The 17,350-nt window shown below is 71.1% G+C and carries 14 protein-coding genes; 10 read left to right on the forward strand and 4 right to left on the reverse strand.

All coding sequences use genetic code 11. The annotated features are described in order from the left end of the window. The first annotated feature begins 57 nt into the window (after positions 1 to 57). The 3 genes from OG598_RS03040 (at position 58) to OG598_RS03050 (ending at position 2,892) form a co-directional block, all read left to right on the forward strand. The gene (locus OG598_RS03040) at positions 58 to 933 is read left to right on the forward strand and encodes a hypothetical protein (RefSeq protein WP_328652927.1); all 876 of its coding nucleotides are present in this window, start codon (positions 58 to 60) and stop codon (positions 931 to 933) included. Positions 934 to 1,039: 106 nt separating this feature from the next. Continuing rightward, complete coding sequence (locus tag OG598_RS03045; protein WP_328652928.1) at positions 1,040 to 1,615, forward strand: ArsR/SmtB family transcription factor; 576 nt, start codon at positions 1,040 to 1,042, stop codon at positions 1,613 to 1,615. Next, positions 1,612 to 2,892, forward strand: a complete 1,281-nt coding sequence (locus tag OG598_RS03050) for an MFS transporter (RefSeq protein WP_328652929.1) — start codon at positions 1,612 to 1,614, stop codon at positions 2,890 to 2,892. Before OG598_RS03045 ends, OG598_RS03050 begins: the two co-directional genes overlap by 4 nt. Positions 2,893 to 2,940: 48 nt before the next feature. Here OG598_RS03050 and OG598_RS03055 read toward each other — a convergent pair whose 3' ends face one another. After that, the gene (locus OG598_RS03055) at positions 2,941 to 3,144 is read right to left on the reverse strand and encodes a cold-shock protein (protein ID WP_007462771.1); all 204 of its coding nucleotides are present in this window, start codon (positions 3,142 to 3,144) and stop codon (positions 2,941 to 2,943) included. Between the two features lie 193 nt (positions 3,145 to 3,337). On the opposite strand from OG598_RS03055, the gene OG598_RS03060 reads away from it, so the two are divergent. Further along, complete coding sequence (locus tag OG598_RS03060; protein WP_328652930.1) at positions 3,338 to 4,021, forward strand: class I SAM-dependent methyltransferase; 684 nt, start codon at positions 3,338 to 3,340, stop codon at positions 4,019 to 4,021. A 100-nt stretch (positions 4,022 to 4,121) separates the two neighbouring features. Beyond that, positions 4,122 to 4,730 (forward strand): DedA family protein, encoded by a 609-nt coding sequence (locus tag OG598_RS03065; RefSeq protein WP_328652931.1) that lies wholly within the window; start codon positions 4,122 to 4,124, stop codon positions 4,728 to 4,730. A 291-nt stretch (positions 4,731 to 5,021) separates the two neighbouring features. Here OG598_RS03065 and OG598_RS03070 read toward each other — a convergent pair whose 3' ends face one another. Both OG598_RS03070 and OG598_RS03075 read right to left on the reverse strand, forming a co-directional pair. Beyond that, the gene (locus OG598_RS03070; RefSeq protein ID WP_328652932.1) at positions 5,022 to 5,675 is read right to left on the reverse strand and encodes an MBL fold metallo-hydrolase; all 654 of its coding nucleotides are present in this window, start codon (positions 5,673 to 5,675) and stop codon (positions 5,022 to 5,024) included. Positions 5,676 to 5,682: 7 nt separating this feature from the next. Next, positions 5,683 to 6,399, reverse strand: coding sequence for a maleylpyruvate isomerase family mycothiol-dependent enzyme (locus OG598_RS03075; RefSeq protein ID WP_328652933.1), 717 nt, complete (start codon positions 6,397 to 6,399; stop codon positions 5,683 to 5,685). Positions 6,400 to 6,577: 178 nt separating this feature from the next. On the opposite strand from OG598_RS03075, the gene rsgA reads away from it, so the two are divergent. The 5 genes from rsgA to OG598_RS03100 all read left to right on the forward strand — a co-directional run bounded on the left by rsgA (position 6,578) and on the right by OG598_RS03100 (position 15,371). Next, positions 6,578 to 7,648 (forward strand): ribosome small subunit-dependent GTPase A, encoded by a 1,071-nt coding sequence (gene rsgA / locus OG598_RS03080; protein ID WP_328652934.1) that lies wholly within the window; start codon positions 6,578 to 6,580, stop codon positions 7,646 to 7,648. A gap of 231 nt (positions 7,649 to 7,879) precedes the next feature. After that, positions 7,880 to 10,825 carry an excinuclease ABC subunit UvrA gene (gene uvrA, locus OG598_RS03085; protein WP_328652935.1) on the forward strand — a complete coding sequence of 982 codons (2,946 nt, stop codon included), beginning with the start codon at positions 7,880 to 7,882 and terminating at the stop codon, positions 10,823 to 10,825. A gap of 161 nt (positions 10,826 to 10,986) precedes the next feature. After that, a complete protein-coding gene (locus OG598_RS03090; RefSeq protein WP_328652936.1) occupies positions 10,987 to 11,472 on the forward strand; it encodes a Rieske (2Fe-2S) protein in 486 nt (161 codons plus the stop codon). 183 nt (positions 11,473 to 11,655) lie between these two features. After that, on the forward strand, positions 11,656 to 13,656 hold the full coding sequence (uvrC, locus tag OG598_RS03095) for an excinuclease ABC subunit UvrC (RefSeq protein ID WP_328652937.1): 2,001 nt from the start codon (positions 11,656 to 11,658) through the stop codon (positions 13,654 to 13,656). Between the two features lie 1,052 nt (positions 13,657 to 14,708). After that, positions 14,709 to 15,371 carry a C39 family peptidase gene (locus OG598_RS03100; RefSeq protein WP_328652938.1) on the forward strand — a complete coding sequence of 221 codons (663 nt, stop codon included), beginning with the start codon at positions 14,709 to 14,711 and terminating at the stop codon, positions 15,369 to 15,371. Between the two features lie 72 nt (positions 15,372 to 15,443). On the opposite strand, the gene recQ is transcribed toward OG598_RS03100, so the two are convergent. Then, the gene (gene recQ, locus OG598_RS03105; protein WP_328652939.1) at positions 15,444 to 17,288 is read right to left on the reverse strand and encodes a DNA helicase RecQ; all 1,845 of its coding nucleotides are present in this window, start codon (positions 17,286 to 17,288) and stop codon (positions 15,444 to 15,446) included. Between the last annotated feature and the right edge of the window lie 62 nt (positions 17,289 to 17,350).

Consider the following 17,350-nt stretch of genomic DNA (forward strand, 5'->3'; position numbering starts at 1 on the left):
ACCGCGTACGCGGTGTGACGTCGTGCCCGGTCCCCGCCTCTCGGAAAGGGGGACCCCATGACCCGGGCCCCGGCTAATCTTCTGGCCGTCCGAAGCCTGCTCCTCACTCACCTCGACAACGCCCCTGGGCCGGACGACCTGGACCCGGGCGAGGTCGGCATCGTCGGCGACCCGGCCCACCGGGGTGGCTACCACTGCGGATCGGACCGGGTCGTTCCCAACGACTACTCCGTGGTCGAGTCGCCCCGCGACCGGGCCGGGCTGACCCTCGACGCGGCGGCGCTGGACGTCGGCCCGTTCGATGTCCGCTCCGGTGGTCGTGCGAACACGCTGCCCAGCTTCTCGGTCTGGTGCGTCGCGCAGTGCGCCGCGAACGCGGCCGACACCCGGGACATCCGGGAGATCATCTACAGCCCCGACGGCACCACGGTCAAGCGGTGGGATCGCCTCGGCAAGCGCACCAGCGGCGACAGCTCCCACCGCTGGCACACCCACTTCAGCTTCTTCCGCGACGCCATCAAGGCGGGCCGCGACCAGCGGCCCCTGTTCCGCCGCTACCTCAGCTCCATCGGACTCCTGGAGGACGACGACATGACCCCCGAAGAACACAACTGGCTGGCCACCGTCCACAAGAACCTCACAGTGCTGGACGGCCGTAACCCGATCGGGCAGATCTACACCCGGATGGCGATGGGTGAGGATGCCACAGTCCCGAACTTCGTCTCGGCACACCCGACGCTGACGTCGCTCGCCGCCCAGGTGAGCGCGTTGGAGGCGGCGCTGACCGCGCTGTCCAACAGGGACTTCACCGACGAGCCGGCGATCGTCCAGGGCGTCCTGGCCTCGCTGACGCCGGAGAAGATCGCCGCAGCCATCCCGCCCACCTTGGCCAAGCAGGTCGCCGACGAGCTGGCCCGCCGGCTGGTCGCCTGAGCGAGGGGCGGCCCGAGGCCGCCGGGCCGCCCCTCTTGGCGCATCCGCAACGACTATTGAGCAATGAACATTGCGCAATGGTCGTTGCGGATGCCATCCTGTCGGCATGGACAGCTCCGACGTACGCCAGATCACCGACTCCCGGGTGCTGGCCGCCATGTCCCACCCGCTGCGCCGCCGGCTGATGGACGTGTTCAAGGTCCACGGGCCCTCCACCGTCGGGCTGCTCGCCGAGCGCACCGACCAGGCCCCCGCGAACGTCAGCCACCACCTCAAGGTCCTCGCCGCCGCCGACCTGGTCACCGAGGCGCCCGAGTTGGCCCGCGACCGGCGCGAGCGGTGGTGGCGCCTGGTCACCCGGGGGCTGCGCTGGTCCAACGCCGACTTCGACGCCGACCCCGCCTCCCGAGCGGTCGCCGACGCCGCCACCTCGCTGAACCTGGACCGGCACGTCGCCCTGGCCCGGGCCTGGCACGCCGTCGACGAGAGCACCCAGGCCACCTGGAACGACGCGCCGTTCTCCACCGACCACTGGCTACACCTCACGCCCGAGGAACTGGCCGAGCTGAGCCACGAGATGATCGACGTCCTCGCGCGCTGGGCCGACCGGGAGCCACCCGACGACGACGCCGACCGCAGGCCGGTCTTCGTGTTCGTCCACGGCGTACCGGCCCGACCGTGACCACCGCCACCCGCGGCGACACCACCGACGTCCGCCCGACCGGAGGGCTGCTGCGGCACCGCGACTTCCGACTGCTCTGGGCCGGTCAGGCGGTCAGCAGCGTCGGCAGCAACGTCACCACCGTCGCGCTGCCCCTGGTCGCGGTCGCCGTCCTCGACGCCGGCACCTTCCAGGTGGCGGTGCTCACCGCCGCGGCCTGGCTGCCCTGGCTGCTGATCGGCCTGCCGGCCGGCGCGTGGGTCGACCGGCTGCCCCGCCGACCGGTGATGGTGATCTGCGACCTGCTCTGCGCGGTGGCCTTCCTCAGCGTGCCGCTGGCCGCCCTGGTGGACCGGCTCACCGTCGCACAACTGCTGGTGGTCGCCCTCAGCGCTGGCGCCGCGCGGGTGTTCTTCGAAACCGCCGACCAGGTCTACCTGCCGGTGCTGCTGCGACCCGGGCAACTGCCGGAGGGCAACGCCAAGCTCCAGGCGACCCAGACCGTGAGCTACGTCGTCGGACCCGGCCTCGCCGGTCTGATCGCCCAGCTCATCGGCGCCGTCGCCGCGCTGCTGCTGGACGCGCTCACATCCCTGCTCTCCGCGGTGTTCCTCCTGCGCATCCGCACCCGCGAACCACGCGTACGCCCCTCGGAGCGGTCCAGATCGTTGCGCCGGGACATCACCGAGGGGCTGCGCTTCGTCATCAGGGACCCGTACCTGCGGGTGCTCACGCTCTTCGGCGCGGCCAGCAACATCGGGCTGACCGGCTACCAGGCCGTCCTGGTGGTCTTCCTGGTCCGTGAACTGCGTCTCGAGCCGGGCCTGGTGGGTGGGCTCGTCGGGGTGATGAGCGCCGGCGGGATCATCGGCGCGCTGCTCGCCACCACTGTGGCCCGGCGCTACGGCACCGCACGGGCGCTGCTGATCGCGGCGGCGCTCACCGGCCCGCCCGCGCTGCTCATCCCGCTCGCCGCACCCGGCGTCGGGCTGGCCTGGCCAGCCCTCGGCGGCCTGCTGATCGGTCTCGGGGTGGCCATCGGCAACGTGGTCAAGGGCGCCTTCCGGCAGACCTACACGCCGCACCACCTGCTGGGCCGGGTGACGGTGAGCATGCATCTGCTCAACTACGGCACGATCCCGCTGGCGGCCGTGCTGGCCGGTGCCATCGGCGCACGCTACGGCGTCGAGACGGCAATTGTCGTGATGACCGCCTGGCTGGCGCTCACCCCGTTGATTTTGTTCGTCGGGCCAATCCGGAGGCGGCGGGACCTGCCCGCCGCCCCGGCGGCGTCTTGAGTGCGCTGCGACGGCGGCCGGAGACCGGCCGCCGTCACCGGCACGGAGCTACATCGGGCGGACGTTGTCCGCCTGCGGACCCTTCTGCCCCTGGGTCACCTCGAACTCGACCTTCTGGCCCTCGTTGAGCTCCCGGTAGCCGCTCGAAGCGATGGCGGAGTAGTGGACGAACACGTCCGGCCCTCCACCGTCCTGCTCGATGAAGCCGAAGCCCTTTTCCGAGTTGAACCACTTAACCGTGCCGGTTGCCATGCATCTCTCCCTGTTCAAAGCGGCTGACCCTCGGCCTCTGGCCGATGATCGCCCGTACCTGTTCGACAGTAACGGGCAAAACCCCGATCCGCTGGCCGAAGTGCCGTAGGTATTTGACTGAACTCGGGTGAACTCTGCGCGGCGGCATGCGAAACCCGCCCCGACCAACCGCCGCTGGGGCATGCTTGCGCCGATGAAGGATGCCGCAACCGACGCGCTGACCGAGCTGGAACGCGAGATCCACGCGCCCGGCGCCGGTCTGGACCGGCTCCGGTTGATGCCCACCCCGTTCGTCCCCGAGGTGCGGCTGCACCTGGCCGAGGACGCGATCGTCTGGTGGGCCCGGATGGAGGCAGCAGCCGGACACGCGCTGCCGGCGCCGTACTGGGCGTCCGCCTGGGCCGGAGGACAGGCCCTGGCCCGCCACCTCCTGGACCACCCGGAGCTGGCCGCCGGCCGCCGGGTGCTCGACCTCGCTGCCGGGTCCGGGCTGGTCGCCATCGCCGCCGCGCTCGCCGGCGCCGCGGAGGTGATCGCCAACGACATCGACCCGTACGCCGTCGCCGCCGTCACCCTCAACGCGCGGGCCAACCACGTCGCCGTCGACGCCACCGGGGACGACCTGCTCGACAGCACCGAGGCGAAGGTCGACCTGGTCGTCGCCGGAGACGTCTTCTACGACCGCGCGATGGCCGACCGGATGCTGCCCTTCCTGCAGCGGGCCGCCGCCGCAGGTGCCGACGTGCTGGTCGGCGACCCCGGCCGCGGACACCTACCGACGGACCGCCTGACCGTGCTGGCCGACTACCCGGTACCCACCACCGAACCGTCGGTGGACTCGTCGCTACGCCACGTGCAGGTGCTGCGCCCCGCCTGAGGCGGACGGAGACTCAGGGGCGACCCCGAGGCGGATACCAGGGGTCACTGGGGGCTACGACCCGATGTCCGAAGTGGTGCCACGGCCATAGCGTCGACGCATGACGCAATGGCTGGCCCAGATCGGAGAACTACCGATTCTGCTGCTGATGGGTGCGCTCGGGCTCGTCATGCTCTTCGACGCCGTACCCCTGCTGGGTGTCCTGGTCCCCGGCGACGTCGCGATCCTCGCCGCCGTCGGCGTCGGCCGCCCGAGCACCGGGCTGGCCACCTTCACCGCGGTGCTGATCGGCTGCCTGGCCGGCTGGTCGCTGAGCTTCCTGATCGGCCGTCGCTACTCCGACCGACTGCGCGACAGCCGCGTCGGCGGCTGGATCGGCGAGGCCCGCTGGACGGCGGCCGAAGGAATCCTGCGTCGCGGCGGCGGCCGGATGATGGTGGTCGCGCCATTCCTGCCGGTCTTCAACGCGCTGCTGCCACTGGCCGCCGGCGGGCTGCGGATGTCGTACCGCCGATTTCTCGGCTGCGCGACGATCGGCGCGGCCGCCTGGGCCGGTCTCTACCTCGCCCTGGGCACCGCGTCGCGGTCGGTGGCCGGGCTGCTGCCGGGCGACCCCAGCCCGCTGCTGGTCACGATGGGGGTCGGGCTGGTGCTGGCGTCCGTCGCGTTGCTGGGGGCGCGGCGGCGGTTGTTCTCCGTCGTCGGCTGAGTTGTCTTCGTGCCGGGGGGCACGGGGGTGTGGGGGCGCTTGGAGCCGGGTTGCGGTGGGTGGGGGCCGGGGGCCCGCCGTGCCCGACTCTGGGGCCGGGTTGCGGTGGGTGGGGCGGGGGCCCGCCGTGCCCGGCTCCGGGCGGTCAGGCTTGATCCCTGCGCCGGGCACGGCGGGCCCCCGCCCCCGTAGTGGTTCCGGATTGTGCGGGGGTGCCGCCTGCGCCGGCGGGTGTTGATCTTGGTGGTTCTTGGTCGACGTTGGGTCTTTTGGTTGGTGGTGGGGTGGGGGTTACCAGCCTCTGGCTTTCCACTGGGGGAGGGCGGGGCGCTCGGCGCCCAGGGTGCTGTCCTTGCCGTGACCCGGGTAGAACCAGGTGTCGTCCGGGAGTTGGTCGAACAGCTTGTGCTCGACGTCGCCGATCAGCGCCGCGAAGCGCTCCGGGTCCCTGTCCGTGTTACCCACCCCACCAGGGAAAAGACTGTCGCCCGTGAAGAGGTGCGGGGTGCCGGTCGGGTCGCGGTAGAGCAGCGCGATCGAACCCGGGGTGTGCCCCTTGATGTGGATGACCTCCAGCGCGCAGTCGCCGACCGCCACGGTGTCGCCGTCGGCCAGCCGCTCCGCCTCGATCGGCAACCCCGACGCGTCATCGGCGTGCACCAACGCCCGGGCGCCGGTCTTGGCGACGACCTCCTCCAGCGCCACCCAGTGATCCATGTGCTGGTGGGTCGTCACCACGGCGGTGAGCCCACCGTCACCGATCAGTTCGAGCAGCCGGGGCGCCTCGTTGGCGGCGTCGATCAGCACTTGATCACCGGTGCCCGTGCAGCGCAGCAGGTAGGCGTTGTTGTCCATCGGACCCACCGACAGCTTGCTGATGGTCAGCCCGTCCAGCTCCCGGACCGCCGGTGCGCCGCCGTGCGTGACGTCTCCGCTGTATGTCATGACGTTTCTATATCCATTCCGGTGGAGTAGGCAGGGGACCGTCAGGGGTGACGGAGAGCAGTGCGCCGTCGGCGCGGCCGATCAGCCAGGCGGCGAGGTCGGAGGCGGGGCCGGCGACGACCGGAGCGTCCACGCGCTCCCCGATCACCACCTCATGCTCGCTGCCGTCGAGGCGCAGCACCATCGACGGCGGCGTCGGCCCCGTGGCGTGATGACTGGCCGCCTCCCGCAGCAGGCGGTGGGCGAACGTCTCCGACCAGTCCGCGGCCCGGTAGTCGGCGGCCAGATCGAGGTGGTGCACCTCGATCTCCCGCAGCCGGCCCCAGACCAGCAGCGCCGCCGGCCACGGGCCCTTACGCGCCTGCACCGTCGCCGCCCAGGCGTCGGCCGGCATCGCCGCGACCGCCTCGGAGAACAGGTCAGCGGTGCGTCGCAGGTCGTCCAGGTGCGCGGCCGGTGGCCGGCTCGACCCGGCTTCGATGTCCGCGGTGCGGGCCTCCAGCGAGGCGTACATCGGCAGCGCCGCCCCGGTGCGGGCCGCGGTGAGCAGGTTGACGAAACCGTCGGCGTTGCGCGCCAGATGCGCCAGCACGTGGCCGCGCGTCCAGCCCGGCAGCAGCGACGCGGCGGCCAGGTCCGCGGTGTCGAAAGAGGCGGCGGTACGCAGTAGTCGGCTGGTGGCCGCGTCCACCTCGCCCATCAGCAACAGCGGATCCGTGGTCACCCGTCGACCCTAGCGGTCCGCCGTCGCGCCGTCGCCGCGGAAATCGCTTTCGGCGCGTCGGCGCGCGACCTACCGTCAGCGGCAGACGCGGCACCGGGACATCGGACGGAGGTGGTGATCATGCCGGACGTGGCACGCGTGTTCCGCCATCACCAGCTTCGACACCGATGAGGATGCCATGACGATCGATCTGACCGCCCTCGGCTGGGACGCCGAGCGGACGGCGTACGCCGCGCGCCGCGGCGAGCACCAGCCGGGTCGGGTGGCCCGGGTGGACCGGGGGGTCTGCACGGTGCTCACCGCAGTCGGCCCGGTCCGGGCCAGCCTGGGTGGGGCGGTGCTGACCGTCGCCGCACGGGACCCGTCCGCGCTGCCCTGCGCAGGGGACTGGGTGCTGCTCACCCACTGGCCGGACCGCCGCGTCACAGTGGAGGCGGTGCTGCCGCGGCGAGGCGCGCTGATCCGGCGTACCGCCGGCAAGGACGCCAGCGGTCAGGTGCTGGCCGCCAACCTCGACGCCGCCGCCGTGGTGGAGCCGGTGCACCCCGAGCCGGACGTGGGCCGGATCGAGCGGCTGCTCTCCCTGGCCCACGAGTCCGGTGCCCGGCCACTCGTCGTACTGACAAAGGCGGACCTCGCGGCCGACCCGGCCGCGCTGGCCCGCCAGCTGGCCGCCGTCGCCCCCGGGGTGCCGGTGCTCCCGGTCAGCGCCGAACGTGGCCTCGGGCTGGAACCGCTGCGCGCCGAGGTGACGCCCGGCCGCACGCTCGGCCTGCTCGGCCCGTCCGGTGCGGGCAAGTCGAGCCTGGTCAACGCCCTCGTCGGGGCGGTGATGATGCCCACCCAGGCGATCCGGCGGGTGGACGGCAAGGGTCGGCACACCACCACCTGGCGGGCCCTCGTACCCATCCCCGGTGGCGGTGCGGTGATCGACACGCCCGGTGTCCGGGCGGTCGGCCTGCTGGACGGCGCAACCGGGCTCGACCGGGCGTTCGCCGACATCGCCGGGCTGGCCGAGGGTTGCCGGTACGCCGACTGCGGCCACGACGGCGAGCCGGCCTGCGCGGTCCGGGAGGCACTGCACACCGGCCAGCTCTCCACCCGTCGGTGGGAGAGCTGGCGGCGGCTACAGGGTGAGGTGGCCCACGAGAGCCGACGGCGGGAGGCCCGGGTGGCGGCGGAGCGACGCGGCGGGTGGCGTTCGGCCCGGCGTCGGGCCGCGCGTCCGCCGACGCCCGGCGGCTACTGACCGGGCGCCCGCCGACGCGCGGGCGCCCGGGCTTGCGGGCGGCGCGGCCGAGCGGGCTTGCGGGCGGCGCGGCCGACCGGGCTGAGCTGGGGGAAATGTGCGGGCGAGGGAAACTGTCATACCTCGGGGCTAGAGTTGCCGAGGCGTGTTTTCCGCGCCCGCACGACCGCTCAAGACCACCCAGAGCGGGACAGATCCTTCGCTTCATCTTCTCCCGGGAGTACACGCACAGTGGCCGACCGACTGATCATCCGTGGCGCGCGCGAGCACAACCTGCGTGACGTCAGTCTCGACCTGCCCCGGGACGCACTCATCGTGTTCACCGGGCTGTCCGGGTCGGGCAAGTCGAGCCTGGCCTTCGACACGATCTTCGCCGAGGGGCAGCGCCGCTACGTCGAGTCGCTCTCGTCGTACGCCCGGCAGTTCCTCGGCCAGATGGACAAGCCAGACGTCGACTTCATCGAGGGCCTGAGCCCGGCCGTCTCGATCGACCAGAAATCCACCTCGCGTAACCCGCGCTCGACCGTCGGCACCATCACCGAGGTCTACGACTACCTGCGTCTGCTCTACGCCCGCATCGGCGAGCCGCACTGCCCGGTCTGTGGTGAGCGCATCTCCCGGCAGAGCCCGCAGCAGATCGTCGACCGGGTCCTCGCCATGGCCGAGGGCACCAAGTTCATGGTGCTCGCCCCGGTGATCCGTGGCCGCAAGGGCGAATATGTCGACCTCTTCGCCGAGCTCCAGGCCAAGGGCTACGCCCGGGCCCGGGTCGACGGCGTGGTGCACCCGCTGACCGAGCCGCCGAAGCTCAAGAAGCAGGAGAAGCACACCATCGAGGTGGTGATCGACCGGCTCACCGTCAAGCCGAGCGCCAAGCAGCGGCTCACCGACTCGGTCGAGGCCGCCCTGGGCCTGTCCAGCGGCCTGGTCCTGCTCGACTTCGTCGACCTTCCCGAGGACGACCCGGACCGCGAGCGCCGCTACTCCGAGCACCTGGCCTGCCCGAACGACCACCCGCTCGCCATCGAGGACCTCGAGCCTCGGGTCTTCTCCTTCAACGCGCCCTACGGCGCCTGCCCGGAGTGCACCGGCCTGGGCACCAAGAAGGAGGTCGACCCGGAGCTGCTGGTCCCCGATCCGGAGCGCAGCCTGCGTGAGGGCGCCATCCAGCCCTGGTCCACCGGGCACAACCTGGAATACTTCCTGCGCCTGCTGGAGGCGCTCGGCGAGGCCCAGCACTTCGACATCGACACCCCGTGGCGGGCGTTGCCGGCGCGGGCGCAGAAGACGATCCTGCACGGCTCCGACGACCAGGTGCACGTGCGCTACCGCAACAAGTACGGGCGTGAGCGCTCCTACTACACCGGCTTCGAGGGCGTGGTGCAGTGGATCGAGCGCCGGCACTCCGACACCGAGTCCGAGTGGTCCCGCGACAAGTACGAGGGCTACATGCGCGACGTGCCGTGCGCGGCGTGCGGCGGTGCCCGGCTCAAGCCCGAGGTGCTCGCGGTCACGCTGGCCGGCAAGAGCATCGCCGAGGTCTGCAACCTGTCAGTGGGGGAGTGCGCCGACCTGCTCGCCGGCATCGAGCTGACCGACCGGCAGAAGATGATCGCCGAGCGGGTCCTCAAGGAGATCAACGCCCGGCTGCGGTTCCTGCTCGACGTCGGCCTGGACTACCTCTCCCTGGACCGCCCGGCCGGCACGCTCTCCGGCGGTGAGGCACAGCGCATCCGGCTGGCCACCCAGATCGGCTCCGGCCTGGTGGGCGTGCTCTACGTGCTCGACGAGCCGTCGATCGGGCTGCACCAGCGCGACAACCACCGGCTGATCGAGACCTTGATCCGGCTGCGTGGGCTCGGCAACACGCTGATCGTGGTGGAGCACGACGAGGACACCATCCGCACCGCCGACTGGATCGTCGACATCGGGCCCGGCGCGGGTGAGCACGGCGGCAAGATCGTGCACAGCGGCTCGGTGCCGGCGTTGCTGAAGAACAAGGAGTCGATCACCGGGGCGTACCTGTCCGGTCGGCGGTCGATCCCGACGCCGCCGGCCCGCCGCCCGCAGGACCCGGCCCGCGAGCTTGTGGTGCACGGCGCGCGGGAGCACAACCTGCGCAACCTGACCGTCTCGTTCCCGCTGGGCCAGTTGATCGCGGTCACCGGGGTCAGCGGCTCGGGCAAGTCGACGCTGGTCAACGACATCCTGTACGCGGTGCTGGCCAACCAGATCAACGGCGCCCGGCTGGTGCCCGGCCGACACACCCGGGTTTCCGGGCTGGAGCACGTGGACAAGGTCGTCGGCGTGGACCAGTCGCCGATCGGCCGCACGCCGCGCTCCAACCCGGCCACGTACACCGGCGTCTGGGACCACGTCCGTAAGCTCTTCGCCGAGACCACCGAGGCGAAGGTGCGCGGGTACGGCCCGGGTCGGTTCTCCTTCAACGTCAAGGGCGGGCGCTGCGAGGCGTGCTCGGGTGACGGCACCATCAAGATCGAGATGAACTTCCTCCCCGACGTGTACGTCCCCTGCGAGGTCTGCAAGGGCGCCCGGTACAACCGGGAGACCCTTGAGGTGCACTACAAGGGCAAGACCGTCTCGGACGTGCTGGAGATGCCGATCGAGGAGGCCGCCGAGTTCTTCTCCGCCATCCCGGCCATCCACCGGCACCTGAAGACCCTTGTCGACGTCGGCCTGGGCTACGTCCGCCTCGGCCAGCCCGCGCCGACCCTCTCCGGTGGTGAGGCGCAGCGGGTCAAGCTCGCCTCCGAGCTGCAGAAGCGCTCCACCGGGCGGACGGTCTACGTGCTCGACGAGCCGACCACCGGTCTGCACTTCGAGGACATCCGCAAGCTGCTGATGGTGCTGGAAGGGCTTGTCGACAAGGGCAACACGGTGATCACCATCGAGCACAACCTCGACGTGATCAAGACGGCGGACTGGCTGATCGACATGGGTCCCGAGGGTGGCCACCGCGGCGGCACCGTGCTCGCCACCGGCACCCCCGAGGAGGTCGCCGAGGTGGCCGAGAGCCACACCGGCGAGTTCCTGCGCCAGGTGCTCAAGCTCGACGGCAAGGCCAAGGGTGCGGCTGCCGCCACCACCCGGGCCGCCAAGGCCAACGGCGTGACCAAGGCGCGGGCCAGCCGTAAGGTGCCGGCCGCCGCGCGTTGACCAATGTGTGCGTGTTCGCGGGGCGGGGCGGGTCGGTTGACGACCCGCCCCGCCTCATTTGCCGGGTCGGACGAGTACCGCGATGAACCATCCGGCACAGTTGCCCGTGTGGAGAAGTGTGGCCGGCTTTCGACCGGCAGCGGGCTAGAGAGAGGCGAGGCATGAGTGACGATCAGGCGCTGACCGGTCCGGGTACGCAGACACGTCGTACCCTGCTCACCGGCGTCGGGGCGGTCGGCGCGGCCGTCGTGCTGGCTGCCTGCGGCAGCGGCGACGGCGGCAGCGGCAGTGACGCACCCACCAGTGGTGGCCCCGCCGTGCCCAGCACCGGCGACGCCGGCGGCGGCGACCGGCAGGGCTCTCAGTCGCTGGCCACCACCGCCGACATCCCGGTCGGAGGCGGCAAGGTCCTCGCCACCGACGGTGTGGTCATCACCCAGCCCACGGCGGGCCAGTTCAAGGGCTTCAGCCCGATCTGTACGCACCAGAACTGCCCGGTGACGAACGTCGACGGCGGCACCATCAACTGCACCTGCCACGGCAGCAAGTTCTCGATCGAGGACGGCTCGGTGAAGGCCGGCCCGGCCACCAAGCCGCTGCCGCCCAAGGACATCAAGGTCACCGGCGACCAGATCTCGCTGGCCTGATCCGACGCCGGGCCGGCGGGCTGGCCCGGCCGCACGCTGACCGGCCGGTCGCCCCGGCGTCGCAGGGTCGCTCGCGTTTCGGCAAGCCAGGGTGTCAGCGGTATGCCGACACCCCGGCTTGCGGGACGCCGAGTGGATCACGCTTGCGGTGGGGTGTCGGTGCTGCGGACTAGGCTTGTCGGCGTGGCTGACCCCTCGACCTACCGCCCCGCACCCGGCACCATCCCGGAGCTACCGGGGGTCTACCGCTTTCGCGACGGCACCGGCCGGGTGATCTACGTCGGCAAGGCGCGAAATCTGCGCAGCCGACTCAACTCCTACTTCGGCGACGTCTGGAACCTGCACGAGCGCACCCGGCAGATGGTCACCACCGCCGAGTCGGTGGACTGGATCACCGTCGGCACCGAGGTCGAGGCGCTCCAGCAGGAATTCACCTGGATCAAGCAGTACGACCCGCGGTTCAACGTCCGCTACCGCGACGACAAGTCGTACCCCTATCTCGCTGTCACCCTCGACGAGGAATACCCCCGGCTGCAGGTGATGCGCGGCGCCAAGCGCAAGGGCGTGCGGTACTTCGGTCCCTATTCGCATGCCTGGGCCATCCGGGAGACCCTCGACCTGCTGCTGCGGGTCTTCCCCGCGCGGACGTGCTCCGCCGGGGTGTTCAAGCGGGCCGGCCAGGTCGGTCGTCCCTGTCTGTTGGGCTACATCGGCAAGTGCTCGGCGCCGTGCGTCGGGACCGTCTCCGCCGAGGAGCACCGGGCCATCGTCGACGGGTTCTGCGACTTCATGGCCGGGCGCACCGACACCATGGTCCGCAAGATCGAACGCGAGATGACCGACGCGAGCGAGCAACTGGAGTTCGAGCGGGCCGCCAAACTTCGTGACGACGTGGCCGCGCTGCGCCGGGCCATGGAGAAGCAGACAGTGGTGCTCGGCGACGGCACCGACGCGGACGTGGTCGCGTTCGCCGACGACCCGCTCGAGGCGGCCGTGCAGGTCTTCCACGTCCGCGACGGCCGGGTCCGTGGCCAGCGCGGTTGGGTGGTGGAGAAGACCGAGGATCTGACCACCGGGGACCTGGTGCACCACTTCTGCACCCAGGTGTACGGCGGCGAGCACGGCGAGGCCGACGTGCCTCGGGAACTACTGGTCCCCGAGCTGCCAGCGGACGCCGACGCGCTGGCCGAGTGGCTCTCCAACCACCGGGGCAGTCGGGTGTCGCTGCGGGTGCCGCAGCGCGGCGACAAACGTTCACTGATGGAGACGGTGGAGCGCAACGCCAAGGACGCGCTGGCCCGGCACAAGCTCAAGCGTTCCGGTGACCTGACCACCCGGGGCAAGGCACTCGACGAGATCAGCGAGGCGCTGGGCATGAGCACCTCGCCGCTGCGCATCGAGTGTTTCGACATCTCCCAGATCCAGGGCACCGACGTGGTCGCCAGCATGGTGGTCTTCGAGGACGGGTTGCCCCGCAAGAGCGAGTACCGGCGGTTCATCGTCCGGGGCGCCACCGACGACCTCTCCGCGATGTCCGAGGTGCTCCGTCGCCGCTTCGCCCGCTACCTGGACGCGAGGGCCGAGACGGGTGAGGTGGGGGTCGAGTCTGCCGATGACCTGGCCGGCGACCCGGCCGCCCCGGCAGATGCCGTCGAACCACAGGTCGGTGTCCTGATCGATCCGACCACCGGCCGACCGCGGAAGTTCGCGTACCCCCCGCAGTTGGTGGTCGTCGACGGCGGCGCCCCACAGGTCGCGGCCGCCGCGCAGGCCCTCGCCGACCTGGGCATCGACGACGTGGCCCTGTGCGGGCTGGCCAAGCGACTGGAGGAGGTGTGGCTCCCGGACGACGAGTTCCCGGTCATCCTCCCGCGCACCTCGGAAGGGCTCTACCTGCTGCAACGGGTGCGTGACGAGGCCCACCGGTTCGCCATCACCTTCCACCGGCAGCGCCGCTCCAAGCGGATGACGGAGTCGGCGCTGGACCACGTACCCGGCCTGGGCGAGGTGCGTCGCAAGGCGCTGCTGCGGCACTTCGGCTCGCTCAAGCGACTCTCGGCCGCGACGGTCGAAGAGATCACCGAGGTGCCCGGGGTGGGGCGGCGCACCGCCGAGGCGATCCTGGCCGCCCTGGACAAGGACACAAAGGCCGGCGACGGCGCCGAGGCGAAGCCCAGCCCCTGAGCACCCGTCGTCGCTCGCCCGGCCGGAGGCGGTCACCAGCGCACGTTGGCTGACCTCGCTCGCCCCTCGATGGGCGGTCGTGCCCCGTGATCGCGCTCGTCCCGGACCGGGCAGTTCCGGGCGCACGAACCGGGCACACGGGCATGATCGACTCGGGTTTCATGATGTCGGGGCATCCCGGGCTCCCGGACACCGCGATTTTCAGGAACCCGAGTCGATCACCCCGCTGCGGCCGCCATGCCGGGTTTGCGTGCAGCGCTGACCCGGCATCGGGTCGATCCCGGCGGCCGTGCGCCGAGTCGGGCCGGTCCGCACCGCGCACCAACCTCAGACCGGGTCCATCCGCGCTGTTCTGACCCCGCGTCGGCCCGGTTCGGGCGCGCGAAGAGCGCAGACGGGCATGATCCATCGGGTTTCATGAAGTCGGGGGATCCCCGGCTCCCGGACACGGCGACTTTCAGGAACCCGAGTCGATCATCCCGCCTCGTCCGCCGTGGCGAGTTCGCACGGCACGCCGGCCCTGCGCTGGGCCGGTCCCGAGGCGCGCGACCGGCACAGACGCCGTGATCGACTCGGGTTCCTTGATGTCGGGGGATCCCCGGCGCCGGGACACCGCGACTTTCAGGAACCCGAGTCGATCATCCCGCCTCGTCCGCCGTGTCCGTGTCGTCGGTCGGGCAGGCTGCGTGAGTTGTCTGGTTTGACCGTTGGTGTCGGGTGGTCGAGGCCACCCCGACGGCGGAATCGGCGGCCGGGCCGGGTCGTTATACCTGGCATGCCACCGCGACTCTCGGGTCGTGGGGCGCGGCCGCCGCCGGGAACACCCGGCCGGCCGCCCCGGTTACACCCCCCACACGGCCGAGCACCACAACAGGCCGACCCCCTGCGGGTAGGCGGAATGACCTGCCACCAGCACCCGTTACACCCTGTCCCGACGCCGACCCCCTGTCGTGGGTCGCCGGGCAGAACCCCCTTGAACTTCCCCCCGCACGGTCGCAGTACCCCCGTCGAGTGCCGTGCGGGATACCCCCGATGCAGAGGAGCACGCCATCATGCGTACCGATCTGATCCGTAAGACCGCCCTCACCGCCGCCGGTCTCGCCTTCACCGGAGGCGCCATCGCCGGCCCCGTCACCACCGCCTTCGCCGCACCCACCACCACCAAGGCGGCCACGCAGACGCAGACCGACCGCAAGGGCCACGGCGAGCGGGAGTTGGGTGTGCGCTACGAGGCGCAGCCGAACTTCTACTACTGCGGACCCGCCGCCACCCGAAACGCCCTGTCCGTGCAGGGCAAGAACATCAACGTCGACGACATGGCCAAGGAAATGGGCACCACCGAAGCCGGCACCAACTCCATCAACGACATCACCCCCGTGCTGAACAAGGAAACCGGCAAGACCAACGCCTACCGGTCCGTCGAAATCAGCACCCCCGACGCTGACGCGAAGCAGACCGACACCCTCCGGGCTGACATCGTCAAGACCGTCGACGACGGCCGCGCCGTAGTCGCCAACATCGCCGGCACCAGCACCGACACCAACGGCACCACCCACTCCTACGAGGGCGGGCACTACATCAGCGTCGTCGGCTACCGCGACAACGGCAACAGCGTCACCATCGCCGACTCCGCCGACCCCAACCAGGCCGCCTACCAGATCAGCGTCGAGCACCTCGCGGACTGGATCGCCACCCGCGGCTACGCCACCAGCTGACCCCGCACACACCCGCAGCACATGACCGAAGGGCCGGACCCCCACCACGGGGTCCGGCCCTTCGGCGTGAGCTCAGTCGGTGGCGAGGACGGTCAGGATCTGCTCGCCGTACTTGGCGAGTTTGTTCTCGCCGACCCCGCTGACCTGGGACAGGTCGGCCAGTGTGCTGGGCGCGTCGCTGGCGATCTGTCGCAGCGTCGCGTCGTGGAAGATGACGTACGCCGGGACGCCCTGCTCCTTGGCGGTGGTCGCGCGCCAGGCACGCAGCCGCTCGAACAGCGATGCGGCGGCCGGGGTCAGCTCGGCCACGACTGTGGACGCGCCGCGCGGCTTCGACGAGCGGCTCGATGCCGGCTTCTCCGGCTCGCGGCGCATGGTGACCGTGCGGCGGCGAGCGAGGACGTCGGCGCTCGCCTCGGTCAGCGCCAGCGTGCCGTAGTCGCCCTCCACGGCGAGGAGCCCTTCGGCGAGCAGTTGCCGGACCACGCCCCGCCACTCGGCCTCGCTGAGCTCCGAGCCGATGCCGAAGACGGTCAGCGAGTCGTGACCGTACTGGCTGATCTTGTCGGTCTGCTTGCCGAGCAGGATGTCGATGCACTGCCCGGCGCCAAAGCGTTGGTTGCGTTCGCGGTCGAGGCGGAAGACGGCGGAGAGCAACTTCTGGGCGGCGACTGTGCCGTCCCAGGACTCCGGTGGGGTGAGGCAGGTGTCGCAGTTGCCGCAGGCGGCCGTCGTGGTCTCGCCGAAGTATTCGAGCAGTTGGACCCGCCGGCAGCGCACCGTCTCGCAGAGGGCGAGCATCGCGTCCAGGTGCGATGCCAGGTTGCGGCGGTGGCCGAGGTCGCCGTCGGACGTCTCGATCATCTTGCGCTGCTGGACCACGTCCTGAAGCCCGTACGCCAGCCAGGCGGTGGACGGCAGGCCGTCACGGCCGGCGCGCCCGGTCTCCTGGTAGTAGCCCTCGACGGACTTGGGCAGGTCGAGGTGGGCGACGAACCGCACGTCGGGCTTGTCGATGCCCATGCCGAAGGCGATGGTGGCCACCATGACCAGGCCGTCTTCCCGCAGGAAGCGCTGCTGGTTGCGAGCGCGGGTGCCCGCGTCCAGCCCCGCGTGGTACGGCAGCGCAGCGACCCCGTTGGCGGTGAGGAACTCCGCCGTCTTGTCGACGGAGGCCCGGGACAGGCAGTAGACGATGCCGGCGTCGCCGGGGTGCTCGTCGCGCAGCAGGGTCAGCAACTGCTTGCGGGGCTCCCGCTTGGGCACGATCCGGTACTGGATGTTGGGCCGGTCGAAGCTGGCCACGAAGTGCCGGGCGTCGTCGAGTTTGAGCCGGGTCGCGATCTCGGTGCGGGTGGCGCTGGTCGCGGTGGCGGTCAGGGCGATGCGGGGAACCTGTGGCCAGCGTTCGTGCAGCATCGACAGCGCGAGGTAGTCGGGGCGGAAGTCGTGCCCCCACTGGGACACGCAGTGCGCCTCGTCGATCGCGAACAGGGAGATGCGGCCCCGGTCGAGCAGGGCGAGGGTGGATCGGACGCCGAGCGCCTCCGGGGCCAGGTAGAGCAGGTCCAGTTCGCCGGCGACGAAGGCGGCCTCCACCCGCCGCCGGGCGTCCAGGGTCTGGGTCGAGTTGAGGAACCCGGCGCGGACGCCGACCGCGGTGAGGGCATCCACCTGATCCTGCATGAGCGCGATCAGTGGGGACACGACGACGGCGACCCCGTCGCGGACCAGGGCCGGGATCTGGTAGCACAGGGACTTGCCGCCACCGGTGGGCATCAACACCAGCGCGTCGCCGCCGGCGACCACATGGTCGATCACGTCCTGCTGGAAACCACGGAACGCGTCGTAGCCGAAGACCCGGCCCAGCACGTCCAGGGCGTCGGAGGCGGTACGCAGGTCGGTGGGAGAAGCCATCCGGGGAGTCTACGAGCCGACGCCGACAGCGCCCGTCCGGCGCACCCGGGTCGGGTGGTCCG

Origin of the sequence: Micromonospora sp. NBC_00330, from assembly GCF_036136635.1 — a bacterium.
GTDB lineage: Bacteria > Actinomycetota > Actinomycetes > Mycobacteriales > Micromonosporaceae > Micromonospora > Micromonospora salmantinae.